Below are 26,210 nucleotides of genomic sequence, written 5' to 3' on the forward strand. Positions count from 1 at the left end.
GTCAGCTGTCACCCTTCAGCTTGTGCTCGGCCTCGGCGGCGGAGAGGGCTTCGACCTCGCGCAGCATCGCCTCGAACTCGTCCAGGCCGATGGACTCGGCCTGGTGTGCGCGGATCGCCGCCGCGAGCCCCGGTACGGTCGGCGCCTCGAAGACGGCGCTCATCGGGAAGTCACCGTGCGCCTGGCGCAGCCGGCCCACGATCTGGATGGCGAACAGCGAGTTCCCGCCCAGGTCGTAGAAGTCGTCGTCCGGGCCGATCGGGGAGGCGCCGAGCATCTCCTGCCACACCCGGGCCACCGACTGGGCCAGTTCGTCGTCCGGCCACACGGTGGCGGGGTCCCAGTCGCTCTCCTCGCCCCGGCCGCTGCCGAGCGCGCTGGTGAAGGAGGCCGCGGTCATGCCCTGCTGGTCGGCCAGGACGTCCTGGAAGTCGGCCCGGGACACCACCAGCTGGGGCAGGCCGGCGAAGAGCGCGGCCCGGGCCAGCGCGAGGCCGTCGGCGACGGGGATGCCCTGGCTCACGCGCAGCCGCTCGTACAGCTCGCGCACCTCGGGCAGTCCGGCCATCTGCAGCTCGAACCAGTCGTCCCACTCCCACTGCGACCAGTCGAGGGTGACGGTGTTGCGCCCCTGGGCGGAGCCCGCTGCGGAGAAGGCGTCCAGGAAGGCGGCGGCCGCGCAGTTGTCGGCCTGGCCGAAGCCGCCGACGATGCCGGTGGTGGCCGAACCCGAGAGGAAGAAGTCCAGCGCGTCGTCGGCGAGGAGCTCTTCGAGCAGCAGCGTGGAGCGCACCCGCGCCCCCAGTACGGCCTCGAAGTCGTCCCGCGACTTGAGCGCGACGAGTCCGGTGCCGCGGGCGTCCGCGCAGTGCAGTACGCCGTCGACGGCGCCCAGCAGGGAGCGGGCCTCCTCGACGAGCGCCCGGGCCTGCTCCGGGTCGGCCAGGTCGGCCGCCCGGTAGGTGACGGCACCGGGACGGGCGGCGCGCAGCGCGGCGATCCGCTCGGCGCGGGCCCGCTCGGCCCCCGCGGGCAGCGCGGCCCACTCGCTCTCGGCCGGGAACTGCGGGTCCCCGACGAGCACCAGGCGGGCGCCCGCCCCGGCGAGCTGCTCGGCGAAGCTCAGCCCGGCCTCGCCGGACACGCCGGTGACCAGGTAGCCGGCGTCGGCCCGCCAGGCCCGCTCGACGGGTACGGCCGCCGGCTCGACCGGCGCGAACGCGCGGCCCAGCCGCTGGGTGCCGCGGTAGGCGACGAGGGTCTCGGTGCCGGGACCGGCCAGTTCGGTGGCGAGCTGCCGGGTCAGACGCGTCCGCGCGGCGGTGTCGGCCGGGGGCAGCACGTCGATGCTGCGGCACGTCAGCCAGGTGTACTCCTGCGGCAGGACGGTGACCGCCCCGTACAGGGCGGCCCGCTCGGGGCGGGTCACGTCCGAGCCGTGCGCGTCCTGCAGCCGGTCGGTGAGGACGTCGACGCGCACCGGGGTGTCGGCGCCGCTCTCGCCGAGGGCCTGGGCCAGCGCGACCAGGCTGTGGAAGCCGGTGGCCACGCCGTCGGCGTAGCGCTCCGCGGCCGTGGCCGGAGCCGAGCCGTCCGGCCCGGTGACGGCCCAGGCGTGCAGGATCCGGTCCGGGGCCGACCCGTCCTGGCGCAGCTCCGCCAGGACCCGGCCCAGGTGCCCGGCGTCCGCCGGGTCGGCGTCGAAGCCGCGCTCGGAGGTGCGGGCGTACGCCGCCGCCTTGCGCACGGTGGTGACGCTGTCGCCGCGCTCGCGCAGGGCGGCGGCCAGGTCGTCGGCCAGTCCGCGTTCGTCGGCCAGCACCAGCCAGGTGGCCGGTCCGGCCGGCTCGGGGGCGGCGGCCAGCGGCGCGCGGTGCCAGACCGGCGCGTACGTCCAGCGCGCGCTGTCGGTGCGGACGCTCGTGGCCTCGGCCGGCTTGGGCAGCAGGAAGCTGCGGCCCTGGAAGGGATAGGCGGGCAGCGGCACCCGGCGGCGCGCGCCGCCCTCGTGCAGGGCGCTCCAGTCGACGCCGACGCCGTGGCGCCACAGCTCGGCCAGGCCCTCGCGGACCGCGCGGTGCTCGGCGGGCGCCTCGGCTCCGGCGCGCGGCTTGCGCAGCAGGGTGACGACGGGGCCCGGCTCCGGGTGCGTCTTGACGAGCCCGCCGAGCTGGCTGCCGGGGCCGGCTTCGACGAACACGGCGGGTCCGCGCCGGGCGAGGGCGGCGATGCCGTCGGAGAACCGGACGGGACGGCGGGTGTGGGCGACCCAGTAGGCCGGGTCGGTGGCCTGCTCGTCGGTGATCCAGGTACCGGTGACGTTGGACAGGAAGGGGATCTCCGGCGCGTTCAGCGTGACCGAGCGCAGCACCTCCTCGAGGCCCGGCAGGGCGGACTCGACCAGCGCGGTGTGGAAGGCGTGCGAGGTCTCCAGCTCGCGTACGGAGGCGCCCTGGGCCTCCAGGACCCGGCGGGCCCCGGCGACCTCCTCGGGCGTGCCGGCGACCACGCAGGAGCCGGGCGCGTTGACCGCGGCGATCGTCGCGCGGCCCTCCAGCGCCCGGGTGAGCGCCTCCTCGTCGAGGAGCACGGACAGCATCCGGCCGGGCGCGAGGTCCTGCATCAGCTGGGCGCGGCGGGCGACCACGCGCAGGATGTCCTCCAGGCTGAACACCCCGGCCAGGCAGGCCGACACGTACTCGCCCAGGCTGTGGCCGGTCATGGCGGACGGCTCGACGCCCCAGGAGAGCAGCAGCTGCGCGGTGGCGTAGTCGACGCAGAAGACGGTGGGCTGGGTGTAGAGGGTCTGCCGCAGCCGCTCGCGGGTCTCCTCGCCGTCGGCGGCGAACGCCACGTCCCGGACGTCCCAGCCGAGCTGGGGCAGCAGGAGCTCGGCGCACCGGTCGAGGGCCGCGCGGAAGACGGGCTCGGTGCGGTAAAGGTCCGCGCCCATGCCCGGGTACTGGGCACCCTGGCCGGGGAAGAGGAACACCACCTCGGGCGTCCCCCCGCCCTGCCCGGCGGCCACGGCGGACGGGGCGGGCCGGTCCTGGCGCAGCGCGGAGGCGGCGCCCTCCGGGCTGTCGGCCACCACGGCGCGGCGGTACGGGAGTTCGACGCGGCCCGACTGCAGGGTGTGGGCGACGTCCGCGAGGGCCGCGCCGCTCCCGGTGAGCGCGTCCGCGAGGCGCTCCGCGGCGGCGTCGAGGGCTTCGGGGGTACGGGCCGACAGGGGCAGGACCTGCCAGCCGCCGTCCGCGCCGCGTTCCGCGGCGACGGCGGGGGCCGCCTCCAGGACCACGTGCGCGTTGGTGCCGCCGATGCCGAAGGCGCTCACACCGGCGCGCGGCGGGGTCGCGGTACGCGGCCAGGGGGTGCCCTCGCCGGTGACCACGAACGGGCCCTTGTCGAGGGCGAGCCGCGGGTTGGGGGCACGGAAGTGCGCGGTCGGCGGGATGAAGCGGTGCTCCAGGGCGAGCGCGGCCTTGATCAGGCCGGCCACGCCGGCGGCCGCGTCGAGGTGGCCGATGTTGGACTTCACCGAGCCCAGGTGGACCGAGCCGGCGGCCACGTCGGGACCGAACGCCTCGGTGAGCGCCTGCACCTCGATCGGGTCGCCGAGCGGGGTGGCGGTGCCGTGCGCCTCGACGTACTGGACGGTGGCGGGCGGGGCGCCCGCGACGGCCAGCGCCTCGGCGATGACCTCGGCCTGGCCGTGCGGGGACGGCGCGGTGAAGCCGATCTTGGCGGCGCCGTCGTTGTTGACGGCCGAGCCGCGGATCACGGCGTGGATGTGGTCGCCGTCGGCGACCGCGTCCTCCAGGCGCTTGAGGACGACCAGGGCGACGCCGTCGCCGGAGACCGTGCCGGAGGCGTCCGCGTCGAAGGGGCGGCAGTGGCCGTCCGTCGAGAGGATCGCGCCCTCCTCGTAGCGGTAGCCGCGCGGCTCGAACTCGCGCACCGCGACGCCGCCCGCGAGGGCCATATCGGACTCCCGGGCGAGCAGCGACTGCACGGCCAGGTGCACGCCGACCAGCGAGGAGGAGCAGGCGCTCTGCACGGTGAAGCTGGGCCCGGTCAGACCGAGCTTGTAGGAGACGCGCAGCGCCAGCATGCCGGGGTCGTTGCCGATCGCGACCTGGATCTCGTCGGAGATCCGGCCGTCGCCGCCGCTGTCGGCGATCCGCTCGCGCAGGTAGCCGCTGCCCGAGGTGCCGGCGAAGACGCCGGTGCGGCCCTCGAAGGAGCCCGCCGGGTAGCCGGCCCGCTCCAGGGCCTGCCAGGCGGTCTCCAGCAGCAACCGGTGCTGCGGGTCCATCAGTTCGGCCTCGGAGCGGGTCACGCCGAAGAACTCGGCGTCGAACCGGTCGAACCCCTCGACGGGGAAGCCCGACTTCACGTAGGCCGGGTCGCCGAGCAGCGCCTCGGGCACGCCCGCCCCGGCGAGCTGCTCGTCGGAGTAGTCGGTGCGGCCCTCCTCGCCCGCCGCCACCATGCGCCACAGGGCGTCGACATCGCCGGCACCGGGGAAGCGGCCGCTCATCCCGATGATGGCCACGGACTGCTCGGGCAGCGGCAGATCCGCTTCGTACGTCATGCGTTCTCCCCGTGCGGGTTGGTTGTGGACGGTGCGGCGAGCAGCTCTTCCAGGGCCGCCGCGAGTTCTCGGACCGTGGGCAGGTCGAAGAAGATCCGCAGCGTCACGGCGACGCCGAACTGCTCCTTCGAACGGGCCACGACCTGGGTCGCGAGCATCGAGTGCCCGCCGAGGTCGAAGAAGTCGTCGTCGAGGCCGACCCGGTCGACCGAGAGCACATCGGCCCAGATCTCCGCGAGGGCCTTCTCCACCGGGGTGCCGGCGGCCTCGAAGCCGCCGCCCAGGTCGGGGCGTACGGCCTCGGGCGCGGGCAGGGCCCGCCGGTCGACCTTGCCGTTGAGGGTCAGCGGCAGACGCTCCAGCGGGACGAAGACGTTCGGCAGCATGTACGCGGGCAGGGTGCGTCCCAGGTGCTCGCGCAACTCGGTCGTACCGTCGCCGGGTCCGGCCCCTGCGGACACCCAGTACGCGACCAGGCGCGGCTCGCCGACCGAGTCCTCGTCGACGATCACCACGCAGTCCCGGACGTCCGGGTGGCGGGTCAGCGCGTTCTCGATCTCGCCGAGCTCGATGCGGTAACCGCGCACCTTGACCTGGTGGTCGAGCCGGCCGAGGTACTCGTGGTCGCCGTCCGCGCCCCGCCGGGCGCTGTCGCCCGAGCGGTAGCGGCGGGCGCCGGGCTCGGCCGCGTCCGGGTCGGGCAGGAAGCGCTCGGCGGTCAGGGACGGCCGGCCCAGGTAGCCGCGGGCGACCCCGGCGCCGCCGACGAAGAGCTCGCCGGCCTCGCCGTCGGCCGCCCGGGTGCCGTCCGCGGCGGCGACCTCCATCGTCCAGCCCCCGAAGGCCCCGCCGATCATGGAGCCGGCTCCGGCGTCGAGGTCGGCCGAGGTCATCCGGCGGTAGGTGGAGTGCACGGTGGTCTCGGTGATCCCGTACATGTTGACGAGCTCGGGCCGGTCCTCACCGTGCCGGGCGATCCACGGCCGCAGCATCTCGGGCGGCAGCGCCTCGCCCGCGAAGACGACCAGGCGCAGCGCGTCGAGGGCGGCCGGTCCGGCGGCGGGCGGCTGTTCCTCCTCGTACCGCACGAGCTGCCGGAAGGCGGCCGGGGTCTGGTTGAGGACGGTCACCCGCTCGCGGTTCAGCAGCGCGTGGAACTCCTGCGGCGAGCGCCGGGTCTCCTCCGGTACGACGACGAGCCGCCCGCCGTGCAGCAGCGCGCCCCACATCTCCCACACCGACACGTCGAAGGCGGCGGAGGCGAACATGGACCAGACGTCGTCGGGGCCGAAGCCGAAGTGGCCCCGGGTGCCGGTGAGCAGGCCCGTCACGTTGCGGTGCTCGATCATGACGCCCTTGGGGGTGCCGGTCGAGCCGCTGGTGTAGATGACGTACGCGAGGCTCGCCGGGCCGGTGCCCGCGTCCTCGGGAGCGGTGTCCGGGTGGCCGCCGAGGTCGGTGCCGCCGGGGCCGGTCAGGACGGTGTGCGCGGCGGGCAGCCCCCGCCCGTCCCGGTCGGTGACCAGGACGGTGGCGCCGGCGTCGGCGAGGGTGAAGGCGATCCGCTCGTCCGGGCTCGCCGGGTCCAGCGGCACGTACGCGCCGCCCGCCTTGAGCACCGCGAGCAGCGCCGTCACCAGGGCGGTGGTGCGCTCCATGCAGACGGCGACCGGCACTTCGGGGCCGACGCCGAGGGAACGCAGGTGGTGGGCGAGGCGGTTGGCGGAGCGGTCGAGCTCGCGGTAGGTCAGCCGGCCGTCGATGCCGGTCACGGCGATCGCGTCGCCCCGCGCCGAAGCCTGCCGCGCGAACCAGGCGTCGATGGTGCCCGTTCCCGGGGCGGCCAGTGGGTCAGCGGTCACGGTGCGTGTTCCTCTCGGTGCCGGACACCCGGAAGCGGACCGCTGGGAGATCCAGCACGGGCCCGTCCGGGAAGGTGATTGCGTCGTGCAGCGTCTGCTCGTAGGCGGCCAGCAGCGCGGCCGGGGTTTCGGGCCCGAACAGGTCGGTGTCGTATTCGAGGGTCAGCGCGACACCCGCACCGCTCTCCTGCGCGTACAGGCTGAGGTCGTACTTCGCGGTGTCCTGCGGTCCCGTGAGGTCGAGGGAGCAGTGCCCCAGCCCGGCGAAGACCGGGTCCGACTGCTCCTTGAGGAAGCTGAACATCACCCGGAACACCGGCAGGAAGTCCCGGCTGCGCCGGGAGACCAGGGCCTCGACCAGCTTGTCGAAGGGCAGTTCCTGCTGCGCGGAGGCGTCGAGCAGCGCGGTGCGGGTACGGGCGAGCAGCCCCCGGAAGGCCGGGTCCCCGCCGAGTCCGACACGCACCGGAACCATGTTGATGAGGCAGCCGAGGAGCTCCTGGAGTTCGGGCCGGGTGCGGCCCGCGACCGGGATCCCGACAGTGACGTCCTCGGTCCCGGACCAGCCCGCGAGCAGCGCCTGGAACCCGGCGAGCAGCGTCATGTTGAGCGTTGCGCGCTCGACGCGGCCGAACTCCCGCAGACGGGAGGTGAGTTCGGGCCCGAGATCGCGGGTGACGACCGCGCCGCGGAAGGACCGGTGGCGGGGCCGGGGGTGGTCGGTGGGCACGGCGAGGGCCTGCGGGTCGTCGCCGAGCACCGCCCGCCAGTGGGCGGTCAGGGCGTCCAGGGTGTCGCCCTGGAGCCGCTCACGCTGCCAGACGGCGTAGTCGGCGTACTGCAGCGCGGGCGCGCCGCCCGTGTCCGTGCCCGCATCCGCGTCCGGGTCGCCGTACAGCTCCCCCAGTTCCCGGAAGAAGATCTCGACGGACCAGCCGTCGATGGCGATGTGATGGAACGTCACCACCAGGTGGTGGTCCTCGGCGCCGAGCCGCAGCAGGTGGGCCCGCAGCGGCAGGTCGGCGGCGAGGTCGAAGACGTACGCGCCCACCTCGGCGGCGATGCGCGCCGCCTCGGCCGCGGGCTCCGGCGCGGCGCTCAGGTCGGTGGTCGGGAGCGGGAACTCCCCTGGTGCGGCGACGGCCTGGTGGGGCACGCCGGACGACGCCTGGTAGGTCGTGCGCAGCACCTCGTGCCGGGCGACGAGCGCGGTCAGCGCCCGGCCGAGCCGGCCGTGGTCGAGGGCGCCGCGCAGCCGCAGCACGGTCGGCACGTTGTAGAGCGTGGTGTCGGGGTCGATCTGCTGCATGAACCAGAGCCGCTGCTGGGCGAAGGACAGTGCGGGCCGCTCCGGACGTGCCCCGGCCCGCGGGCCCGACGGTCCGGCCGCCGCGGCTCCCGCCCCCGGTCCCGTCCCCGCCTTCCTGGCCGCCATGGCGCCGCGCACCAGGCGGGCCATGCCCTCCAGGGTGCCCGCGTCGAGCAGCCCCGCGGGCTCGACGCGGGCGCCGAGCTCCTCGTCGATCCGGTCGGCGAGGGTGCGTACCGCTTCCGGCCGCCCGCCGAGCGCCTGCCAGTGCGAGCCGAGTGCCACGTCGGTGGCGCAGAGGATCTCGGCCCACATCTGGGCGAGCTCCTCCTCCACGAATCCCATGACTGTCATATGAGTTGTGTCCCGGAGTGAGAGTGACGCACGGCGTCCTGGAGCAGTTCGAGGAATTTCGGCGGGTTGCCGCTGAAGTAGAAGTGGTCGCCCTCGAAGACGTGCACGTCGGCGTCGGCCGTCGTGTGGGCGCCCCAGGCGCCGGCCTCGGCGAGCGGCACGTCGGGGTCGCCGTCGGCGACGAACACGGTGACCGGGCAGCCGACGACGGCGCCCGCGTCGACCCGGTACTCCGCCAGGGCGCGCAGGTCGCCGCGGATGGCGGGAAGCACGAGCTGCAGCAGCTCCGGGTCCTGGCGCACTCCGTCACTGGTGCCGCCGAGGCCCATGATGCGGGCGAGCACGGCCTCGTCGGGCTCGGGCTCGGCCTCGGACCCAGGCTCTGATCCGGCCTCCCCCGAGGTCAGCCGGTCCGTACGCACCGAGGGTGCCGAACTGGCCGAAGCGACGAGGAGGTGGGGAGCGGTGCCCCCGGCCGACTCCAGCCGCCGGGCGACCTCGAAGCCGATCAGCCCGCCCATGCTGTGCCCGAAGAAGGCCGGACGCCGCGGCAGCCGGGTACGCAGCGCCTCGTACACGCCGTCCGCCAGCGCCGCCACCGATCCCGCGGGCTCCTCGAAGAGCCGGTTCTCGCGCCCCGGGTACTGCACGACCAGCATCTCGATGTCCGGGTCGAGCGCCGCCGACAGGTCGAAGTAGTAACTGGCCGACCCGCCCGCGTGCGGGAAGCAGACCAGGGTGTACCGGGCCGCCGGCTTCGGGTGGAAGCAGCGGATCCAGGTGGTGGTGGGGGCGGGGCCGGTCCCCAGGACCCGCACCGGTGTCGTCGTGGCCGTGCCGCCGTCGGGACAGTGGCCTTCGCCGGCGCCGCCCATCAGGCGTGCACCGCGTCCGCGCGCAGCGCCCGGTGGGCCCGGCGCGCCTGCGCGAACTCGACGACCTGGCCGGCCATCGCCGTCAGCTGCTGCTGGACGTGCGGGTCGGTGCACTCGCCGTCGGCACCGAACCCGGCCGTCGCGCTGTTGAGCGCCACCCCCAGCGGGGTGGTCCAGCCGCGCAGGGCGTGCACGATGTCCCGGAGCGCGGCGAGCGTGGTCACCGCGCCCTGCCAGCCCATCCCGACGGACAGGCAGCCGACGGCCCGCTCCGAGAGGTAGGGCCGGACGTCGCCGCGGAGCTCCTCGGTGTAGTCCAGGGCGTTCTTCAGCAGCCCGGACACCGTGCCGTGGTACGCGGGGCTCGCCAGCACCACGCCATCCGCCGAAGCCACCTCGTCGAGGAGCCGGCGCGCCGGGGGCGGGCAGGCCGCCACGCGCGGGTCGTAAAGCGGCATGACGAGGTCGGCGCCGCTGACGAGACTGACCTGCGCGCCCAGCCGGGCGGCCTCCGAGAGCACCACCCGCAGCCCGAGCTCCGCGGTGGAGCCAGGCCGGGAGGACCCCCCGATTCCGACGACCTTCACGGCCTGCTGCATGAACTCCCCGTTTCGCGTGACTTGGTCCAAAAGCCCGGCCGCCCGTCCTCGTGGCGCTCCGGGTCCCCCGGTGGTCGATCTCCCCGGTCGATCAGGACCGGCCACAGCCTTCGGCACGCCAACTTGCAGGTCAACGCCCGTTGTCCGGGGGAATCCGATGGCCCCGTTCGGACATTCCGATGGGGCCTTGCGGTCATGCCCGGCGCCGGTCGGCCGGTCATGCCCGGCGCCCGTCGGCGGCCCCGCTCCCACCGGGGCACCCGGGCCGCCGCCACCGATCGTTCCCACTGATGGGAGCCATCGGAGATACCCGTCGGCCCGCTCTTTTCCGGGCGCCCCCGATGCGCGGATCATCGGAGCGGCGCCGATCGCGCACACCGCCCCATGCCGAGCTTCCGGCGCGTACTCGAACAGGGTCATGTCCCGGAGCCGACGGCCCGCACGGCCGCCGGCCGTCCGGGTTCCCTGCCCACCGCGGATCCGAGAAGCCCATGCCCCAGGTCGACGACCCCGCCGCCCCCCGCATCGCCGTCGTCGGAGCGACCGGTGCGGTCGGCGGCACCCTGCTCGAACTCATCGAGGACCGCGCGCTGCCGTACCGGAACCTGCACCTGGTGGCGTCCGCCCGCTCGGCCGGCCGTACGATCCGCGTCGACGGCCGCGACCGACGCGTCACCGAGCTCTCCCGGTTCGCGTTCGGCACGGTGGACGCGGCCCTGTTCTGCGCCGGTGAGCAGGTCAGCAGGGAGTGGGTCCCGGTCGCCGTCGCCCACGGCGCCCTGGCCATCGACAGCACCCCCGCCTTCCGGATGGCCTCGGGCACCCCCCTGGTCGTCCCGCAGCTCGACGCGGCCGAGCTGGGCCGCCGTCCGGCGGGCGGGGTGATCGCGGTGCCCGGCGCCGCCACGGTGCCCGTGGTCCGCGTACTGCGGGACGTGGAGCGCCGTTGGGGGATCCGCCGGATCGTCGTCAGTACGTACCAGGGCGCCTCGGGCGCCGGGCACGGCGGTATCGAGGAGCTCCAGGACGGCTCGCGCACGGTCCTGCAGGACCCGCATGCCACCGTGCCGTCGGCGCAGTTCTCGCCCGCGCTCGCCTTCAACGTGCTGCCCGGCATCGGCGACGTCCTGGACGACGGCTCGACCCGCCAGGAGCGGGAGGTGGCCGACGAGGTCCGTAAGGTCCTGGGGCTGCCCGGCATCGAGGTCACGGCGACCTGCGTCCGGGTCCCGATGGTCAGCGGGCACGGTGCGGCGGTGTGGGTGCAGTGCCGTGCGGCGGTGGACCGTACCGAACTGGTCGCACTGCTGAGGGCGCTGCCCGAGGTCGTGGTCCACGACCCCGGCGGCCCGACCCCGGCGGCGCTGGGCGATCCGGACCAGCTCCACGTGGGGCGGATCCGGGTCTCGGCCACCGCCCCCGAGGGCTTCTGGCTGTGGCTGGCCACCGACAACCTCCGGGTGGGCGGCGCGCTGGACGCCGTACGGATAGTGGAGGAACTGCTGGCCCGGGGCGCCCTGTGAACACGCCGCCGCCGGCCCGCCCGAAGGCGGGGGCGGCGGCGCCACGGGCGCTGGCGGAACCGCGGGAGGGCGGCCTTCAGCAGGCCACCAGCTGCCGGTCCTGCTCGGCGAAGCGGACCATCCAGTCGATGAACACCCGCATCTCACGCGTGAGGTGGCGCCCGTACCGCCACGCGATCTGTGTGTAGACCTCGAACGGAGCCTTCCAGTCCAGCACCGTCAGCGACTGCGCCTCGAGCTCGGCGGCGACCGCCATCGCGGGCAGCACGCTGACGCCGAGACCGGCCGAGACCCCGCGCTTGATCGACTCGATGTTGCCGAACTGCAGCAGCGGTACGGGCTGCTCGGCACCGCCGTTGAGCTCCGCCTCGAACATCGCCCCGTACGAGCAGCCCGCCTCCGGCGCCAGGATCGGCACCGCGCGCAGATCACTGGTGGAGACGTTGCGGACGCCCGCCAGGACATGGTCCGGGGCGGCGACCGCGACCAGCGGCTCGGAGCCGAGGATCTCTGTCCTGACCCCGGGATGGTCGGTCTCGGCCTCCATGAGGAAGCCCAGGTCGAAGGTGCCCTGCCGGAGCGCCTCGCAGGTGTCCCGGCACAGGCTGGGCCGCAGCGCGAGCTGGAGCTGCGGGTAGCGGTGGTGGAAGTACTCCAGGACCGGGGGCATCCGGTAGGACGTGAAGCTCTCCATCGTGCCGATGGTGAGCACCCCCGAAGGTTCGCCCAGGCCGGTGGTCCGGTCCCGGGCCTCGTCGACCAGGGACAGGATCCGCTCGGCGTACGGAACGAGCCGTTCTCCGGCCGGAGTCAGCCGGATCCGCCCCCGCAGGCGCTCGAAGAGCTCCACGCCCAGCGCCACCTCCAGGCCTTTGACCTGGGCGGTGACGCTGGACTGCGCGTACTTCAGGTCGGCTGCGGCGCGGGTGAAGCTGAGCAGGGTCGCGACCCTGTGAAAGGTGGTGAGCTGCTTCAGATCCATACGCTGTCCCGGCGGCGCGCCGTCCCCGTGCTGGTGGCGCCGGTCACTGCCAGCCCATGTCCGTCTTCTGGGCGTCGGCCTGGGTGGTGGGCGCGGCGGCGGCGCCCTGCGGTACTTCGGTGGTGGCGGCCTGCGCGGTGGCGGGCGCCATCAGCACGGCGGCACCGAAGACGACGATCGCTACGGCCTTGCCCATACGAGTGCTAAGCATGAAAGAACATCCCCCTGTGTCATGCGTGTTTCTTGCCGCTACAGCATCACCACGCGTCACAGCCTCGGGAAAGGGTTTTCCCGTGGCCAGATTGGGCCCTGACCCAATCTGGCCAGCAGGGCCCGAACGGGCCCCACCGGAGATACTGGTCTCTGCTGACGGATGGGGGGGCCGATGCTCGACGTACTGGGACTGGACGGACCGACCGAAGCCGTTTACCGAGCGATGCTGAGCCACCCGCGGGACGACGCCGCGGCCCTGGCCGGGCTGCTCGGAATCTCCGAAGAGGCCGTGCGCGCGGCATGGGACCGGCTGTCCTGCCTCTCGCTCGTGCAGTACCCCGCCGACAGGGCGGCCGACCCGTCGGCGGCGCCCCGCGCGGTCAGTCCGGAGGTCGGCCTGGAGTACCTGCTGGCCCGGCGCCAGGCCGAACTGTCCCTGGAGAACCAGCGCATCGCGGGCGCCCGGGCCGCGGCCCAGCGGCTGATCTCCGAGTACGAGGGCCTCCGCCCGGTCGGGGCGCCGGTCAGCGTGGAGCACCTCGCCGACGTCGACGAGGTCCGCACCCGCCTCGCGGTGCTCACCGAGAACGTCCGGAACGAGGTGATGGTCTTCGCCCCCGGCGGGGCGCAGACGGAGGCGAACATGGCGGCCTCCCGCCCGCTCAACGAGCGGCTGCTCGGCCGGGGCGTCACCATGCGGACGATCTACCTCGACAGCGTGCGCAACAACCCGGCCAGCGAGGCGCACGCCAAGTGGCTGACGGAGCTGGGCGGCCAGGTCCGCACGATCGCCGTGCTGCCGCTGCGGATGACCATCGTGGACCGGACGACCGCCGTCCTGCCCGTGAACAGCGAGGACAGTGGTGAGGGCGCGGTCGCCCTCACCGGCCAGGGCACGCTCACCGCGCTGTGCACCCTCTTCGAGACGGTGTGGGAGAACGCCCGCCCGCTGGGCCAGGCCCCGCGCCGCGACGAGTCCGAACTGGACCACCAGGAGGCGGCCAGCCTGCGCCTGCTCGCCGAGGGCCACACCGACGAGGGGATCGCCAAGCGCCTCGGTGTCTCCCACCGCACGGCCCGCCGCATCGCCACGGTCCTGATGGAACGCCTGGGCGCCCGGAGCCGCTTCGAAGCCGGCGTCCGAGCGGTCCAGCGCGGCTGGCTCCCCCCGGACGCGTAACCCGGACGCGTAACCCGGAACCGATGGCGGGCTGGGGGGGTGTCTTGTCGGTCGACAAGACACCCCCTAACGCACGCTCAGCGGGCGCTGGTCCGTCCACACCTCGTCGATGTACTCGAGGCACTCCTCCTTGGTCCCGGTCACACCGGTGTCCCGCCAGCCCAGGGGCACTTCGCGCCCTTCGGCCCAGATCGAGTACTGCTCCTCGCCGTTGACGACAACGGTGTACCGCCCCACGCCGCACCTCCACGTACGCGCCGGCCCGACAGCCCGGCAACCTCATCTGCGGGCCCCAGCCTCATCGGCCCACCCCGCCACCACAACACCCACCCCATACCGGCTCCCGAACCGCGCAATCGCCCCAGCCGATCGCCGACGGCGTGCGCGACGTTGAATAGACGCAACGTCTAGTCTAATGTCGCGCTCAGACACAACGCACCGTCCAGTCTTATGCCGGAGGTCATCCCGTGCCGAACCGAACCGACCGAACCGACCGCCGAACCGACCGCGCCGACTCCCCGCCGGACGCACCGGCACCACACGTGCCATACGCGCCACACGCGCCCCGCAGCCGGCTCGCGGCCGCCGTCGTGGCCTTCGCCTTCTGGATCACCATGGCGGGGACCACGGCGCCCACCCCGCTCTACCCGCTGTACGGCAAGGACTTCGGCTTCTCCCCGATCACGGTCACCGTGATCTTCGCCGTCTACGCCATCGGGGTCGTCGCCGGACTCCTCGCCTTCGGGCGCCTGTCTGACCAGATCGGGCGGCGCCCCGTGCTGATCGCGGCGACCCTGCTCTCCGTCTGCGCCGCCTGGGTGTTCCTGGCCGCCGGCGACGTGGCCGTCCTGCTCACCGCCCGCGTGATCTCCGGATTCTCCGCCGCGCTCGTCACCGGCGCCGCCACCGCCTCGCTCACGGAACTCCTCCCGCAGGACCGCGGGGTCCGGCCCGCGACGGTCGCGCTGTTCGCCAACATGGGCGGCCTCGCCTGCGGCACCCTGCTCGCCGGGATCCTGGCCGACGCCGCTCCCGCACCGCTGCGCACCCCGTGGATCGTGATGCTCGTCCTGGCGGCGATCGGGCTGATCGGCGTGGCCTCGTCCCGGGAAACCGCCGCCCACCGCTCCGGATTCACCTTCCGGTTCCAGCCGCTGCACATCCCGACGGAGATCCGCTCGGACTTCCTGCGCTCCTCCATGGCCGCCGGGGCGGGCTTCGCGGTGCTCGGCGTCCTCACCGCCGTCACCGGCCTGTTCCTCGGCACCGTCCTCCACGAGAGCAGCCACTCCCTTACCGGACTCGTCGTCTTCACCGCCTTCGCCTGCACCGCACTGGGTCAGCTGCTGGTCCGCCGGATCAAGCCGGGCGCCGCGCTCTCCGTGGCCTGCCTGGGGCTGATCCTCGCCGCGGCACTGATCGCGCTCGCCATGGCGGTCACCTCCCTGGTCCCGCTGCTCATCGGAGCCGCGGTGAACGGCCTGGCCACCGGCACAGCCCTCGGCCACGGCATCGCCAGCATCACCACACGCAGCGACCCGCAGCACCGCGGCGCGTCGGTGTCGACGTTCTTCGCGATCCTCTACTCCATGCTCGCCGTCCCCGCGATCGGCGTCGGCGTCCTGATCCGCGCCACGAGCCTGCGGCCGGCCGGGGAGATCTTCAGCGCCGCGGTCGCCCTGCTCGCACTCACCGTGCTGCTGAGCCTCACCCGCTCGATCGGCCGGCTGCGGCACTGACCCGGTGTGCCAGAATCGCGGCATTCGCACGGAACAAGAGGTGAACGACCATCAGCGCCGCACGGAAGACCGAAGGCCGCCGCGCCCCCTCACCCGTCGTGAGCCGCACGGGTCCGCGGCGCAGTGAAAGCATTCGCGTCGCGGTGCTGAACGCCGCCGACGACCTGCTGGTGGAACAGGGCTTCGCCGCGACGACGATCGAGGGCATCGCCGCCCGGGCGGGCGTCGCCAAGCAGACGATCTACCGGTGGTGGAAGTCGAAGGTCGAGATCCTCCTCGACGCCCTGGAGGACGACGCCCTCGAAGGGCTCGCCTGGGCCGACCCGGCCGGAACCCCCGCCGAGGACCTCACCGCGCACCTGCACCGCGTAGCCGACTTCTTCCAGGAGCCGGCGGGCCAGGTACTCCAGGCGCTCCTCGGCCATGCCCAACTGGACCAGGACGCCGCCTCCTCCCTGCGCGAGGGATTCCTGCTCAAGCAGCGCGAACGCGACCTGGCCGGCCTGGCCGCGATCATCGAACGCCACACGGGAAGGACCCCGGACGAGGAGACCCTCGACCGACTCGCGGACCTCCTGCTCGGCCCGATCTACTACCGCGTACTCGTCTTCGGCAAACCGGCCGACAAACACCTCATCGAGGCCACCGCCCACCTGACCCTGAAACTCGCACTCTGACCGCCACACGGCCCGAGCCCCCGCCGGACGGCAGCTGCCGGGCGGAGGGCTCCCACTGGCGCACGAACACGCAAGCCCCAGGTCACGGCAAGTGAGTCCGAAGGCTTCGTCAAGGCCGAGGCCTCAGATGGCGACGCGTTCCGGCGCTCGGCCGCCGGACCACGCGTACTTCACTGCGCGCATCGCGCCGGAGCTCCCTGGGGTGACGTTCGGTCCGGTGGCCAGTGAGGGCTCGACCTCGCTCGCGCAGACCCTTTCACCGCTCCAGCAGGCTCACGCGGTTTCCACCCCGACGAAGGTCCAGAGGCTGCACCCAGATCGGGATTCCGCAGCGGCCAAAGACGAGACCGGCCGCATTCTTGCGGAGACCGGGGCCGCAGTTCCTGACGTGATGCAGGCCGGATTCCTCAATTAGTTCCCCGTTCGGAAGATGACCCCGAGAATCCTTTCCGCTCGCGCCCTCACCTGCGGTTCGGGGTGCGACAGGGCGACGGCGATCAGCACCGCGACCACAGCAAAGAAGGGGGAGGAAACAAGGGCGATCTGCGATTCAATTCCCATGGCACGACGATACCGCCCAGACTTTTCTGGACTAAATTACACCTATACGCGGGTTCCATAAACTTATATGTGTCAGCGCCGAAAAGAGCCCTGATCAGGAGCTGTCAAGCCACGGCCGGCCCATCCCGGGCGGCGCGCTCGCCCCCCGCGACTCTTCACGTCATCTCCACAATCGGAGCCACATGCACCTCCGCCAATGGCAACATTCCGGGGAGGTACCGTGCCCATCCATCCGGCGATGGCCGAGGATCTCTCGGCCGCCGTCCGTGACCTGTACGCGGACGCCGAGGCTCACCTGCTCTCGCTCGGCGGGTGTCGGCGACGCCGCTCCTCGGGGTCGGCTCCCGTCGGCAGGCCACACTGCGCGCGATGGAGCGGTTCGGCGACGCCGGTCTGCGGACGTTCGTCGACCGGCGTGGCCGGTCGTGGCAGATGACCGGCTATGCCGAGACGGCCGTGCGGACGGCGGTCGGCCGTGCCGCCGTGTCCAACGCGCCCCACAACTGCGACCTTTGCGGCCCGTTCGAAGAACGCATCCGTTGCCGAGCGTTGGATGAGGGCTCGGGCCACCCAGGGCTGATCTGGATGAAGAAGCGGGGGGAGCGAGATCAACTCACTCCCCCCGCCCTTGTTTTCACCATGGCCAGCGACGAGACCGGCTGGACTGACTCACAGATGGCACGGGTGCCGTGGCCGGTGCCGGTGCCGTGCGCGGGCGCCGGCACCGGCGGATACGGCATCAGTAGCGCGGCTTGCGCGTGAGGATCAGTCCGCCGAGCAGGAACAGCACGCCGATCGCGCCGGCGACGACGGCGGAGGTCATCTGCGCGGGCTTGCTGCTCGCGTCGAGCACGGCGGTGACCAGCCCGGCGACGCCGCTGATGTAGCAGAAGATCGTGATGAAGATCTTGAGGTTGGGGTTCATGGGGGGCCTCTCGTATCAGTTCGGTTCTTGTTGTGCTGGGCTTGTCATGCCGCCGGGCCGGGGGAGGTTCCGGCGGCGATGAGGCCGAGCAGCATCACCCAGGCGTCGGGGTCGGAGCGGAAGCGGTTCCACCGGTCGGCCGCGAGGGAGAGTTCGGCGAAGGACAGCACCCCGGCCGCCAGCAGGGGTTCGAGGCGTTGCGGCCCGAGATGGGGAGCGAAGGCCTCGGTCGGGTGATCGTCGTTGGTGGTGGCGAACGGGCGCAGTACGACGTCCTCGAAACCGTCCGCGCGCAGCATCCGGGTGAGCCGGCGGCCGATCGAACGGTCACCGCCGGCCGCCCGCTGGGCGCCGGCCACCTTGGCGTGGATGCCCGCCATCTCCGGGTAGGACGGTTCGGCGATGCCCCAGCAGGAGGTGTCCACCTCGGTGACGATCACCCGGCCGCCGGGCCGCAGCACCCGGCGGACCTCGGTGAGCACCTTCGACGTGTCCGGCACATGTTGCAGGACGTAGCGCAGCAGAACGGTGTCGACGCTGCCCGTCTCCAGCGGCAGGTCCGCCGCGTCGGCGACGATCAGCTCGGCGCCGGTGCCCTCGGCATGGGCGAGCAGTGTTTCGTCGATGTCGACCGCGACGATCGTGAGGCCGGGGAGCGCGGCGCGCAGGCAGCGGGTGACCGCGCCCGATCCGGCGCCGAGTTCGAGCAGGGTCGAGGACTCGGTGACGCCCAGCTCGCGCAGGATGCGCAGCTCTTCGGGGAAGGACAGGGCGGCCTGTGCTTCGAGGCGGGCCAGCTCGCCGGTCAGACCGCCGGTGGTGGTCCGGGCCGGATCGTACGAACCGCCCTTGAGGGTCGAGGTGTTCACCGGGTCCTCACCATCATGCTCATGCCGTGCCGGGGACGCAGGGTGACCAGCGCTTCCGGCTCGACGGGGAAGTCCTTGACGAGTTCGCACTCGACGGACTGCATCAGCATGGCCAGGACGAGGGTCGCCTCGACCATCGCGAAGTGCTGGCCGATGCAGATCCGGTCGCCGCCGCCGAAGGGCATGTAGAGGTGGCTGGGGAGCTCGGCGTCGATGAAGCGGTCGGGTACGAACTCCTCCGGCGCCTCCCAGTGGTCGGGGTGACGGTGCAACACCCACTGGCTGATGCAGATCAGGGTGCCCGGCGCGACGTCGTAGCCGCCGATGACATCGGGGCCGGTCGCCCGCCGGGAGGTGAGCCACACCGGCGGGTAGAGGCGCATGGCTTCCTTGATCGCCCGCTGACAGACGGGCAGGTCCACCAGGTCGGCGGCGGTCGGAGTGCGCCCCTGGAGTACCCGGTCCACCTCCTCGCGGACCCGCGCGGCCTCCGCCGGGTTGCGGTCGAGCAGGTAGAGCGTCCAGGTCAGCGACTTCGCGGTGGTCTCGTGACCGGCCATGATGATCGTCAGCACCTGGTCGCGCAGATCGGCGTCGGAGATCTGACGGTCGGCACTCATCATCGCGTCCAGCAGGTTGGTGCTGCCGGTGGCGGCGCCGGTGACCCGGCGGGAGGCGATGAGGGTACGGGTCACGGCGTCCAGGAAGGCGCGCGCCGAGGCGAATCCCTGCCGCCGCAGCGCGGTGTCCGTCGGATCGGGGTCCTCGGCCGGTACGTAGTGGCCGATGTAGCGGTTCACCGCGTCCACCGCGCGGCCGAAGCCCTCGCCGATTCCGTCGATGTCGGCGCCCAGGATCGCCCGGGTGATGATGCCCAGGGTCAGGGCCGTCAGATGGTGGTCGACGGCGATCGGGCTGTCGCTGTCCAGAGCCGGGCGCCAGCGGTCCAGCATGTTCGTGGTGGCGTCGGTGACGATCCCGTCGAACGTCCGTACCGCGCTGGGCCGGAAGGCCGGCGCGCACATCCGGCGCTGCTTCGCCCACTCCTCGCCGTCGCTGGTCAGCAGCCCGTTGCCGAGCAGGGGACGCAGCATGTGGTCGTCGGGGGTGTTCTCCTTGGTGTAGTTGGCGCCGTTCTCCTTGAGTACGTAGCGCGCCAACTCGGGCCGGTTGAGCAGGTAGACGGTGTCGCCGTCGGCGCGGTGGCAGGTGATGTCGCCGTACTCATGCGCGAGCCCGGTGACGAAGGCCAGCGGATCGTTGCGCATCTCCTGCATGTCGGCCGGGCCTTCGGGGCCGGGGGGCAGGACCAGGGTCCGTGCGGGCATGGTGGCGGTCACCTCCGTGGTGTGGCCGTCGGTCGAATGCGTACACCGAATGCGTACGCGGAATTCTTAAATACGTAGCAGAGGACGCCCGATACGTAATCGGAATACGTACACCTAGGGCCGGCAATACGTATCGATTCACGTATCCAAGGGGTTCTGCGGGGCGCAATCTATCGCACTGTCCTGAGGCGCTCAATACTTACTGATGCGCGCAGAAGATTAAGTCTTGGCGGGGTCTTTCCCACATGCCAAGCTTCGTTTGTCGCCAGCACAACACGGTGCTCGGCGGTACTCGAAGGAGGAGTCCACATGTCGCTGGACCCGCAGCAGCGCGCTGAATTCGTCAACGCGTACACCAAGACGCTCATCACCGCCTGGTCGAGCGAGGAGTACGTGGCCCGCCTGAACTCGGAGCCGCGTGCCGCGCTGGCCGAGTCCGGTCTGAACGTCCCCGAGGGCGCCGAGATCGTCATCGTCCGCACCCTCCCGGACGGCAAGCAGGACGGCAACCTGGACGTCCAGGTCTCCTTCTGGGAGCAGGGCCTGGCCACCGGCCGCTTCGAGTTCCACATCCCGGAGACCCCGGTCGTGGACACCGCCGAGCTCAGCGAGGGCGACCTGTCCGACGTCGCCGCCGGTGGCAACTACTGCTGCTGCCCCTGCTCCTGCTGCACCTGATCGGCGGCTGCGGAGAGCTCGAAAAGATTCGCGGCTCCGCAGGATGACGGAACCGGTGCTGTGCGCGGGCCCTCGGTCGAACAAGGCCGAGGCCCCGCGCAGCCGGCTCCTGCCACAGCATTTGGATCCTGTTCTCAGTGCCCCCCGTGCGTCCCCCGTGTACGGGGTGCCTGGAATACATAGAAAGAGAAGTCAGCATGGCGATGGATGCCCAGCAGCGTACTGAATTCGTCAACGCCTACACCAAGACGCTCATCACCGCCTGGTCGAACGATGAGTACCGCGCCCGGCTGAAGTCGGACCCGCGCTCGGCCCTTGCGGAATCCGGTCTGACCCTTCCCGCGAACGCCGAGATCGTCATTGTCAGCGCCGACCCGGAGACCCAGCCGGACGGAAACCTGGACGTCCAGGTCGGTCTGTGGGAGGCGGGGCTCGCGAGCGGCCGCTTCGAGTTCCACGTGCCGGACGCTCCCGTCGTCGAGACCTCCGAGCTGAGCGAGAGCGACCTCTCGGGTCTCTCCGGCGGCGGCAAGGGCGGTGGCCCGACGGTTCTCACGTGCTGCTGCCCCTGCTCCTGCTGCACCTGATCACCGCCTCGTAAGGAGAGCACCGAAGTGCTGCACACCGCATCGGAAGAAGACCCTGTCGTTGTCCGGGGTCTGCGTAAGCAGTACGGCGATTCGCACGTCGTACAGGGCGTGGACCTGACCATCCACAAGGGAGAGGTGTTCGCCCTGCTCGGGCCGAACGGCGCGGGCAAGACGACGACCGTCGAGATCCTTGAAGGGGTCCGGCAGCGGACCGGCGGCGACGTGCGGGTACTCGGATGCGATCCGGCCGAGGACAGGCGGGACTGGCGGGCACGCATCGGTGTCGTGCCCCAGTCCACGGGCGCCTACACCGATCTCACCGTGCGCGAGGTCGTGGAGCATTTCGCGGCGCTGTATCCGGCGCCGTTGCCCGTGGGCCAGGTCATCGACATGGTCGGGCTGGGCAAGCACGGCAAGAAGCAGACGACGGCTCTGTCCGGCGGCCAGCAGAGGCGCTTGGACGTGGCCGTCGGGGTGATCGGTGATCCCGAACTCATCTTCCTCGACGAACCCACCACCGGGTTGGACCCGGTGGCTCGTCGAGAAGCCTGGGATCTGGTGCAGTACTTCGCCGACCGTGGGCGGACGACCGTACTCACCACGCATTACCTGGACGAGGCCGAGGCGCTCGCCCAGCGCGCGGCCGTCATCGTCGACGGAAAGGTCGCCGAGGTCAGCCGGGTCTCCGAACTCGGCGGACGCGCCGACACCTCGACAACGGTGTCCTTCCGGATGCCGCCGGAACTGGTCGGACGGACCCTGCCGGCCCTGCCCGCCGACGTCACGGTCGAACGGGACGGAAGCAAGGGCGACGGCATCGTCAGCATCCTGACCAGGACCCCCACCGCGGTCCTCCTGGTGCTGCTGGCCTGGGCCGCCGAGGCCAGGGTGCGGGAGCTTCCTGAGCTGCGCGTGCACCGGCCGACGCTCGAGGAGATCTACCTCGACCTGATCAGCAGGAACCGCGACGCAAAGGCAGGAACCCCGTGACCGTGTCCGACGCCCCTTCCGTCCCTGCCCGCACGACCACGAGGGCTGCCGCGACCGCCGAAGCCGGCGAACACCGCGCGCCCCGCCGTACGCCGGGCATCTGGCGGGCCTCCGTCGCGCGCTCCTCGGTGGAGCTCAAGAGCTTCTTCCGCAACAAGCAGTCGCTGATCTTCACGCTCATGTTCCCGGTCCTGATGCTCCTGGTCTTCGGATCGATCTTCTCGGGCAAGGTCGCGGGCACCGACACGGACCTCAAGCAGGTCTTCATGGCCGGGATCATCGCGTCCGGCGTGATGAGCACCGCCTTCTCCGGTCTCGCGATCAACATAGCCATCGAGCGCGACACCGGTACGGTCCGCCGGCTCGCCATGACGCCGATGCCCAAATCTGCTTACTTCATCGGCAAGTTGGTGCGCGTGGTGGTCACCACCGTGCTGGAGACCGCACTGCTGATGGCGATCGCCGTGACGGCCTTCGGCCTGCCGCTGCCCTCCACCGCGCAGCGCTGGACGACGCTCGGGTGGGACCTGGCGCTGGGTACGGTCGCCTGCGCCCTGCTTGCCGTGGCCTACAGCGCGATCATCCCCAACAGCCGGTCGGCCGCCGCCATCGTGACCCCGGTCTTCATGGTCACGCAGTTCATCTCGGGTGTGTTCTTCCCCTTCAACCAACTGCCCTCCTGGATGCAGACCCTCGCGGCGTTCTTCCCCCTCAAGTGGATCGCCCAGGGCTTCCGGTCGGTGTTCCTGCCGGACTCCTTCGCCGTGGTGGAGCCTGCCGGCAACTGGGAGCTCGGCAGGATCGCCCTGATCCTGGCGCTCTGGTCACTGGCCGGACTCGTGCTCACGGCGATGTCGTTCCGCTGGCGCGGCCCGCGCGTCAACTGACCCAGACAGGAACCGTCGTGTCCTCAGCCACCCTTCGCCTCCCGGGCCACCTCGCTCATCCGTTCTCGCCGGCCGGACGGGTGGACCCCTACCCGGCGTACCGGTGGCTGCGGACGTACGCCCCGGTGTACCAGGACCCCGCCACCCGGATGTGGCTGCTCACCAGCCACGCGGACTGCTCGGCGGCGCTCAGGAGCGACGCCTTCTCCGCGGCCCAGGGGCAGCAGGGCCGCGCCAGGGACGACGCCCTCCCCCCGTCCATGCTCACCACCGACGCGCCCGACCATCACCGGCTGCGCGCCCCGGGCGGACTTCTGCTCGGCCCGGAGGCGATCCGGTCGGTGGCGGAAGGGATCGGCCGTGAGGTCGACGCCCTGCTGGAGCGGTCGGGTGGCCGGGCAGGAGAGCTGGACGCCGCGACCGGCATCGGACAGCCGCTGGCCACCGCCGTCTACGCGCAGCTCTTCGGGCTGGCGGACGCCGAGCGCCCGCACTTCGAGGAGCTGGCCCGTGCGGTCTCCGTCAACCTCGACCCGATGGCGGGACCGATCGCGGCCGCCGCGGGCCGGGCGGCCATGGGTGAGCTGAGCCGCTACCTGGACGCGGTGGCGCAGCGCCACGCCGCGACCGGATTCGACTGCCCGCTGTCCCGGCTGGCCGCCGACGACCGGCTGACCAGGCCCGAGATGCTCGGCATCCTGGGCCTCGCCGTCGTCGGCGGCTGGCAGCCGTTGGCCGAGACGGTGGGCAACGCCCTGTACTGGCTGCTGCCCCGCCCGGCGGCGGTGGAGTACCTGCGGCGGGCCGACGACCATGCGGCCCGCACCGCGGTGGACGAGCTCCTGCGCTTGGAGGCTCCGATCCCGTTCACCGCGCGCGTCACCACGCGGGAGGTGGAACTGCCCGGCGGCCGGGTGCCCGCCGGCGCCCGGGTGCTGGCCGTGCTCGCTGCCGCGAACCGGGATCCGGCGGTCTTCGAGCGCCCCGACGAGCTGCTCCTGGACCGGTCCCCCAATCCCCACCTGGCCTTCGGCAGCGGGCCGCACTTCTGCCTGGCGGCCGTGCTGGTCCGGCAGACCGGGGCCCTTCTGCTGCCCCGGCTGCTACGCCGCTTCCCGAACGTCGCGTCCCACCAGGACCGCGCCCGCTGGGACGACTGCGTGCTGCCGCGCCGCCTCGCGGAGTACCCGCTGGAACTGGGCCCGCGCCCTTCGGACGCCTGCGGCCGGAACACGAACGACATGGAGGCCTGATGCGAACCGACGTCCTCGTCGTGGGCGCGGGAATCAGCGGTTTGACCTGCGCGAGCCGCCTCACCGAGGCAGGCCTGCGCGTCGTCGTCCAGGAGGGCCGCGCACAGGTGGGCGGACGTATCCGCACGTTCCGGCCGGCCGACGGCGGACCCGCTCTCGAACTCGGCGCGCAGGTGGTCCACGGCGCCCGCAACCCGGTCCACGCCCTCATGGGGAGCGACCGCATGGAGACCGTGCCGCGCGACGTCGCGGCCCGGGTGGTCGAGGACGGCGCGCCGGCGGAGATGGGAGTGCTCGCCCGTGGCCGACGCGGCCCGTGGGCGCTGGAGGCCGAGCTGAACACGGCACGGGCCGATGCGGACGTGTCGGTCGGCGACTGGCTGCGTTCCAAGGGCGCCGACGGTGCCGAGGAGCGCGCGGCACGGGAGTGGTACCGGCAGAACTGGGCCGCGGAACCGGACGAGGTGAGCGCCTCGGGGGTGGCCGCCGCACACCACGCAGATGCCGTCGGTGGCGGCGAGTTCGCGGTGAGCGGCGGTTTCGACCGGCTTCCCGAGCAGCTCGCGCAGAGCCTCGACGTACGCCTCGGCTGCCCGGTGGACGAGCTCGACTGGTCCAGGGGGCAGGTGCGGGCCCGCACCGCGCAGGGGGTGCTGCATGCCGGTGCGGCGGTCGTCACCGTTCCTCCGCAGGTGGTCGTCAGCGGCCGGCTGCGGATCGCCGGGCTGCCCGCGACCAAGTGGCGGGCGGCGAAGGACCTGCCGGCCGGCGACGGCTACTGCGTGGTCGTCACCCTCTCCGTCCCCGCGCCGGAGTCCGCGGTGGTGTTCGACGTGGACGGGCTGGGCGGATTCGCCCGCAGCCGGGCCGGACGGCCGGAGGTGCTGATCGTGGCCAAGGCCGGAGCCGCCGCCGCCGTACGGTCCGCCGTGCACGAGAGCGGCGGCCTGGCGGCGCTGCTGGCCCGGTCCATGCCCTGGACCCGGTCGGCGCGGGTGGTGGCCACCGAGGCAGCGGACTGGGGGAACGACCCCTGGTCGGGCGGAGCTTTCACGGCACCCAGGACCGGCGCGCGGGAAGCCTCGGACCTGTGGGCCGAACCGATCGAGGACACGTTGTTCTTCGCCGGAGAGGCGACCGTCTGCGGCCGTCAGCTTCCCTGGGTCCAAGGGGCGATCGCCAGCGGCGAGCGCGCGGCCGCGCAGATCCTGTCGGGAGTGGCACGATGACCGTACGATCCGAGGCCGGGCTGCCGGGAGCGGTGCGCTCCGAAGGGGCGTACTCCCGGACGGTGCACTCCGGCTGGCACCTGGTGGCCTTCCTGTCCGAACTCACCGCCGAGGTGACCCCGCTGGCGATCGGCCCACGCCGCCTGGTGGCGGTCCGCGACGGCGACGACGTACGGCTCTTCGACGCGAACTGCCCGCACCGGGGCGCGCACCTGGGATACGGCGGCACGCTGGACGGCAACTGCCTGGTCTGCCCCTTCCACGGCAAGCGCATCGCGCTCGGCGACGAGGGCAAACGCTGGTCGGTCGCCGAACACCAGGTGCTCCGAGCCGGTGAGGCGGTCTTCGCGAGGCTCACCGACACCGCGCGGGACGACCGGGGGTTCGAGAAGGTGATCAAGGAGATCGCCGTCAGCCACCCGCTGGTCGAGGCGGTCGTCCTTCCGGTCGCCGCTCCCTCCGGACTCATCATCGAGAACGCCTTCGACACGGACCACTTCACCGCCCTGCACAAGGTCGAGGCCGTCGAAGGCATGGACATCGTGCCGACCGAGAACGGTGAACTGGCCATCGAGGGCACATTCCCGATGCGCAACTCCCCCTGGAAGAGCGATCTCGCCCGGGCGGAGGCCAAGTGGCGGGCGATGCGTAACGGCGAGACGCGACTGGAGTACGTACCGCGGTTCTACGCACGGGCCTTCAGCCCCGGCCTGGTGGTCACCGAGTTCGGGCCGCCCGGACAGGTGCACGTCCTGGTCACCGGAGCCACGCCCACCCCGGACGGCTGTGTCGCCCGTGTGGCGGTCGGCGTCAGCCCCGGCCGGGAGAGCGACCTGCGGATGCTGATCGTCGGCAGCGAGCGCGCGCTCGCCGAGGACCTCACCGTCTGGGAACACCTGGATCCGCACGCGCCCGTGCGCTACGACGCCCGGGACGAGCCGGTGATCGCCTTCCGCGAGTTCTGCGAAGGCTTCGAGGAAGTGAACTGAT

The 26,210-nt window shown here is 72.4% G+C and carries 24 protein-coding genes; 13 read left to right on the plus strand and 11 right to left on the minus strand.

What is annotated here, in order from left to right:
* Position 1: 1 nt before the first annotated feature.
* Genes ACZ573_RS16445 through ACZ573_RS16465 form a run of 5 tightly spaced genes read right to left on the minus strand, consistent with a single transcriptional unit; the run spans position 2 to position 9,596 of the window.
* A complete protein-coding gene (locus ACZ573_RS16445) occupies positions 2-4,597 on the minus strand; it encodes a type I polyketide synthase (RefSeq protein ID WP_471304314.1) in 4,596 nt (1,531 codons plus the stop codon).
* On the minus strand, positions 4,594-6,459 hold the full coding sequence (locus tag ACZ573_RS16450; protein WP_471304316.1) for an amino acid adenylation domain-containing protein: 1,866 nt from the start codon (positions 6,457-6,459) through the stop codon (positions 4,594-4,596). The genes ACZ573_RS16445 and ACZ573_RS16450 overlap by 4 nt, the downstream gene beginning before the upstream one ends.
* Positions 6,449-8,113 carry a condensation domain-containing protein gene (locus ACZ573_RS16455; RefSeq protein WP_471304319.1) on the minus strand — a complete coding sequence of 555 codons (1,665 nt, stop codon included), beginning with the start codon at positions 8,111-8,113 and terminating at the stop codon, positions 6,449-6,451. Before ACZ573_RS16455 ends, ACZ573_RS16450 begins: the two co-directional genes overlap by 11 nt.
* Before the next feature lie 5 nt (positions 8,114-8,118).
* The gene (locus ACZ573_RS16460) at positions 8,119-8,997 is read right to left on the minus strand and encodes a thioesterase II family protein (RefSeq protein ID WP_471304321.1); all 879 of its coding nucleotides are present in this window, start codon (positions 8,995-8,997) and stop codon (positions 8,119-8,121) included.
* Entirely contained in the window at positions 8,997-9,596 is a 600-nt protein-coding gene (locus ACZ573_RS16465) for an NADPH-dependent FMN reductase (RefSeq protein ID WP_471304324.1), read from the minus strand. Before ACZ573_RS16465 ends, ACZ573_RS16460 begins: the two co-directional genes overlap by 1 nt.
* 491 nt (positions 9,597-10,087) lie before the next feature.
* Between ACZ573_RS16465 and ACZ573_RS16470 the strand changes: the two genes are divergently transcribed.
* Positions 10,088-11,119 (plus strand): aspartate-semialdehyde dehydrogenase, encoded by a 1,032-nt coding sequence (locus ACZ573_RS16470; RefSeq protein WP_471304328.1) that lies wholly within the window; start codon positions 10,088-10,090, stop codon positions 11,117-11,119.
* Between the two features lie 76 nt (positions 11,120-11,195).
* Here ACZ573_RS16470 and ACZ573_RS16475 read toward each other — a convergent pair whose 3' ends face one another.
* Both ACZ573_RS16475 and ACZ573_RS16480 read right to left on the minus strand, forming a co-directional pair.
* On the minus strand, positions 11,196-12,101 hold the full coding sequence (locus ACZ573_RS16475) for a LysR family transcriptional regulator (protein WP_471304329.1): 906 nt from the start codon (positions 12,099-12,101) through the stop codon (positions 11,196-11,198).
* Between the two features lie 43 nt (positions 12,102-12,144).
* Positions 12,145-12,312, minus strand: coding sequence for a hypothetical protein (locus ACZ573_RS16480; protein WP_471304333.1), 168 nt, complete (start codon positions 12,310-12,312; stop codon positions 12,145-12,147).
* Between the two features lie 174 nt (positions 12,313-12,486).
* Here ACZ573_RS16480 and ACZ573_RS16485 point away from each other — a divergent pair, with 174 nt between their 5' ends.
* On the plus strand, positions 12,487-13,494 hold the full coding sequence (locus ACZ573_RS16485) for a helix-turn-helix domain-containing protein (RefSeq protein WP_471304335.1): 1,008 nt from the start codon (positions 12,487-12,489) through the stop codon (positions 13,492-13,494).
* Between the two features lie 66 nt (positions 13,495-13,560).
* Here ACZ573_RS16485 and ACZ573_RS16490 read toward each other — a convergent pair whose 3' ends face one another.
* On the minus strand, positions 13,561-13,731 hold the full coding sequence (locus ACZ573_RS16490) for an MbtH family protein (RefSeq protein WP_471304337.1): 171 nt from the start codon (positions 13,729-13,731) through the stop codon (positions 13,561-13,563).
* Positions 13,732-14,036: 305 nt separating this feature from the next.
* Here ACZ573_RS16490 and ACZ573_RS16495 point away from each other — a divergent pair, with 305 nt between their 5' ends.
* From ACZ573_RS16495 to ACZ573_RS16510, 4 genes are all read left to right on the plus strand, one after another.
* The gene (locus ACZ573_RS16495; RefSeq protein WP_471304339.1) at positions 14,037-15,233 is read left to right on the plus strand and encodes an MFS transporter; all 1,197 of its coding nucleotides are present in this window, start codon (positions 14,037-14,039) and stop codon (positions 15,231-15,233) included.
* A 143-nt stretch (positions 15,234-15,376) separates the two neighbouring features.
* Positions 15,377-15,910 carry a TetR/AcrR family transcriptional regulator gene (locus ACZ573_RS16500; RefSeq protein ID WP_471304341.1) on the plus strand — a complete coding sequence of 178 codons (534 nt, stop codon included), beginning with the start codon at positions 15,377-15,379 and terminating at the stop codon, positions 15,908-15,910.
* A gap of 127 nt (positions 15,911-16,037) precedes the next feature.
* On the plus strand, positions 16,038-16,325 hold the full coding sequence (locus ACZ573_RS16505) for a hypothetical protein (RefSeq protein ID WP_471304344.1): 288 nt from the start codon (positions 16,038-16,040) through the stop codon (positions 16,323-16,325).
* A gap of 458 nt (positions 16,326-16,783) precedes the next feature.
* Positions 16,784-17,233, plus strand: a complete 450-nt coding sequence (locus tag ACZ573_RS16510; protein WP_471304347.1) for a phage minor capsid protein — start codon at positions 16,784-16,786, stop codon at positions 17,231-17,233.
* Here the strand turns inward: ACZ573_RS16510 and ACZ573_RS16515 are convergent.
* From ACZ573_RS16515 to ACZ573_RS16525, 3 genes are read right to left on the minus strand one after another with little or no spacing between them, the layout of a single operon-like run.
* A complete protein-coding gene (locus tag ACZ573_RS16515; RefSeq protein ID WP_030756074.1) occupies positions 17,211-17,396 on the minus strand; it encodes a hypothetical protein in 186 nt (61 codons plus the stop codon). The two genes, ACZ573_RS16510 and ACZ573_RS16515, sit on opposite strands and share 23 nt — an antisense overlap.
* A gap of 44 nt (positions 17,397-17,440) precedes the next feature.
* On the minus strand, positions 17,441-18,265 hold the full coding sequence (locus ACZ573_RS16520; protein ID WP_030756071.1) for a class I SAM-dependent methyltransferase: 825 nt from the start codon (positions 18,263-18,265) through the stop codon (positions 17,441-17,443).
* Entirely contained in the window at positions 18,262-19,593 is a 1,332-nt protein-coding gene (locus tag ACZ573_RS16525) for a cytochrome P450 (RefSeq protein ID WP_471304351.1), read from the minus strand. The genes ACZ573_RS16520 and ACZ573_RS16525 overlap by 4 nt, the downstream gene beginning before the upstream one ends.
* A 309-nt stretch (positions 19,594-19,902) precedes the next feature.
* Here ACZ573_RS16525 and ACZ573_RS16530 point away from each other — a divergent pair, with 309 nt between their 5' ends.
* The 7 genes from ACZ573_RS16530 (at position 19,903) to ACZ573_RS16560 (ending at position 26,209) form a co-directional block, all read left to right on the plus strand.
* Positions 19,903-20,271, plus strand: a complete 369-nt coding sequence (locus ACZ573_RS16530; protein ID WP_030756063.1) for a hypothetical protein — start codon at positions 19,903-19,905, stop codon at positions 20,269-20,271.
* Between the two features lie 197 nt (positions 20,272-20,468).
* Positions 20,469-20,858, plus strand: coding sequence for a hypothetical protein (locus tag ACZ573_RS16535; protein ID WP_030756060.1), 390 nt, complete (start codon positions 20,469-20,471; stop codon positions 20,856-20,858).
* Between the two features lie 27 nt (positions 20,859-20,885).
* Complete coding sequence (locus ACZ573_RS16540) at positions 20,886-21,851, plus strand: ABC transporter ATP-binding protein (RefSeq protein WP_468120766.1); 966 nt, start codon at positions 20,886-20,888, stop codon at positions 21,849-21,851.
* A 2-nt stretch (positions 21,852-21,853) separates the two neighbouring features.
* The gene (locus ACZ573_RS16545) at positions 21,854-22,738 is read left to right on the plus strand and encodes an ABC transporter permease (protein WP_471304356.1); all 885 of its coding nucleotides are present in this window, start codon (positions 21,854-21,856) and stop codon (positions 22,736-22,738) included.
* A gap of 17 nt (positions 22,739-22,755) precedes the next feature.
* Positions 22,756-23,991 carry a cytochrome P450 gene (locus ACZ573_RS16550; RefSeq protein WP_471304359.1) on the plus strand — a complete coding sequence of 412 codons (1,236 nt, stop codon included), beginning with the start codon at positions 22,756-22,758 and terminating at the stop codon, positions 23,989-23,991.
* On the plus strand, positions 23,991-25,220 hold the full coding sequence (locus tag ACZ573_RS16555; protein WP_471304363.1) for a flavin monoamine oxidase family protein: 1,230 nt from the start codon (positions 23,991-23,993) through the stop codon (positions 25,218-25,220). Before ACZ573_RS16550 ends, ACZ573_RS16555 begins: the two co-directional genes overlap by 1 nt.
* Positions 25,217-26,209, plus strand: coding sequence for a Rieske 2Fe-2S domain-containing protein (locus tag ACZ573_RS16560; RefSeq protein ID WP_468120773.1), 993 nt, complete (start codon positions 25,217-25,219; stop codon positions 26,207-26,209). Before ACZ573_RS16555 ends, ACZ573_RS16560 begins: the two co-directional genes overlap by 4 nt.
* Position 26,210 lies beyond the last annotated feature (1 nt).

It is taken from the genome of Streptomyces sp. NPDC040545 (assembly GCF_055595065.1).

Excerpts from the sequence above, each read along its gene's own strand:
- ACZ573_RS16535 (WP_030756060.1), top strand. The coding sequence starts at position 20,469 with ATGGCGATGGATGCCCAGCAGCGTACTGAATTCGTCAACGCCTACACC.
- ACZ573_RS16530 (WP_030756063.1), top strand. The coding sequence starts at position 19,903 with ATGTCGCTGGACCCGCAGCAGCGCGCTGAATTCGTCAACGCGTACACC.
- ACZ573_RS16560 (WP_468120773.1), top strand. The coding sequence starts at position 25,217 with ATGACCGTACGATCCGAGGCCGGGCTGCCGGGAGCGGTGCGCTCCGAA.
- ACZ573_RS16525 (WP_471304351.1), bottom strand. The coding sequence starts at position 19,593 with ATGCCCGCACGGACCCTGGTCCTGCCCCCCGGCCCCGAAGGCCCGGCC.
- ACZ573_RS16485 (WP_471304335.1), top strand. The coding sequence starts at position 12,487 with ATGCTCGACGTACTGGGACTGGACGGACCGACCGAAGCCGTTTACCGA.
- ACZ573_RS16475 (WP_471304329.1), bottom strand. The coding sequence starts at position 12,101 with ATGGATCTGAAGCAGCTCACCACCTTTCACAGGGTCGCGACCCTGCTC.
- ACZ573_RS16465 (WP_471304324.1), bottom strand. The coding sequence starts at position 9,596 with ATGCAGCAGGCCGTGAAGGTCGTCGGAATCGGGGGGTCCTCCCGGCCT.
- ACZ573_RS16505 (WP_471304344.1), top strand. The coding sequence starts at position 16,038 with ATGGCGACGCGTTCCGGCGCTCGGCCGCCGGACCACGCGTACTTCACT.
- ACZ573_RS16555 (WP_471304363.1), top strand. The coding sequence starts at position 23,991 with ATGCGAACCGACGTCCTCGTCGTGGGCGCGGGAATCAGCGGTTTGACC.
- ACZ573_RS16470 (WP_471304328.1), top strand. The coding sequence starts at position 10,088 with ATGCCCCAGGTCGACGACCCCGCCGCCCCCCGCATCGCCGTCGTCGGA.
- ACZ573_RS16460 (WP_471304321.1), bottom strand. The coding sequence starts at position 8,997 with ATGGGCGGCGCCGGCGAAGGCCACTGTCCCGACGGCGGCACGGCCACG.
- ACZ573_RS16515 (WP_030756074.1), bottom strand. The coding sequence starts at position 17,396 with ATGAACCCCAACCTCAAGATCTTCATCACGATCTTCTGCTACATCAGC.
- ACZ573_RS16480 (WP_471304333.1), bottom strand. The coding sequence starts at position 12,312 with ATGCTTAGCACTCGTATGGGCAAGGCCGTAGCGATCGTCGTCTTCGGT.
- ACZ573_RS16455 (WP_471304319.1), bottom strand. The coding sequence starts at position 8,113 with ATGGGATTCGTGGAGGAGGAGCTCGCCCAGATGTGGGCCGAGATCCTC.
- ACZ573_RS16445 (WP_471304314.1), bottom strand. The coding sequence starts at position 4,597 with ATGACGTACGAAGCGGATCTGCCGCTGCCCGAGCAGTCCGTGGCCATC.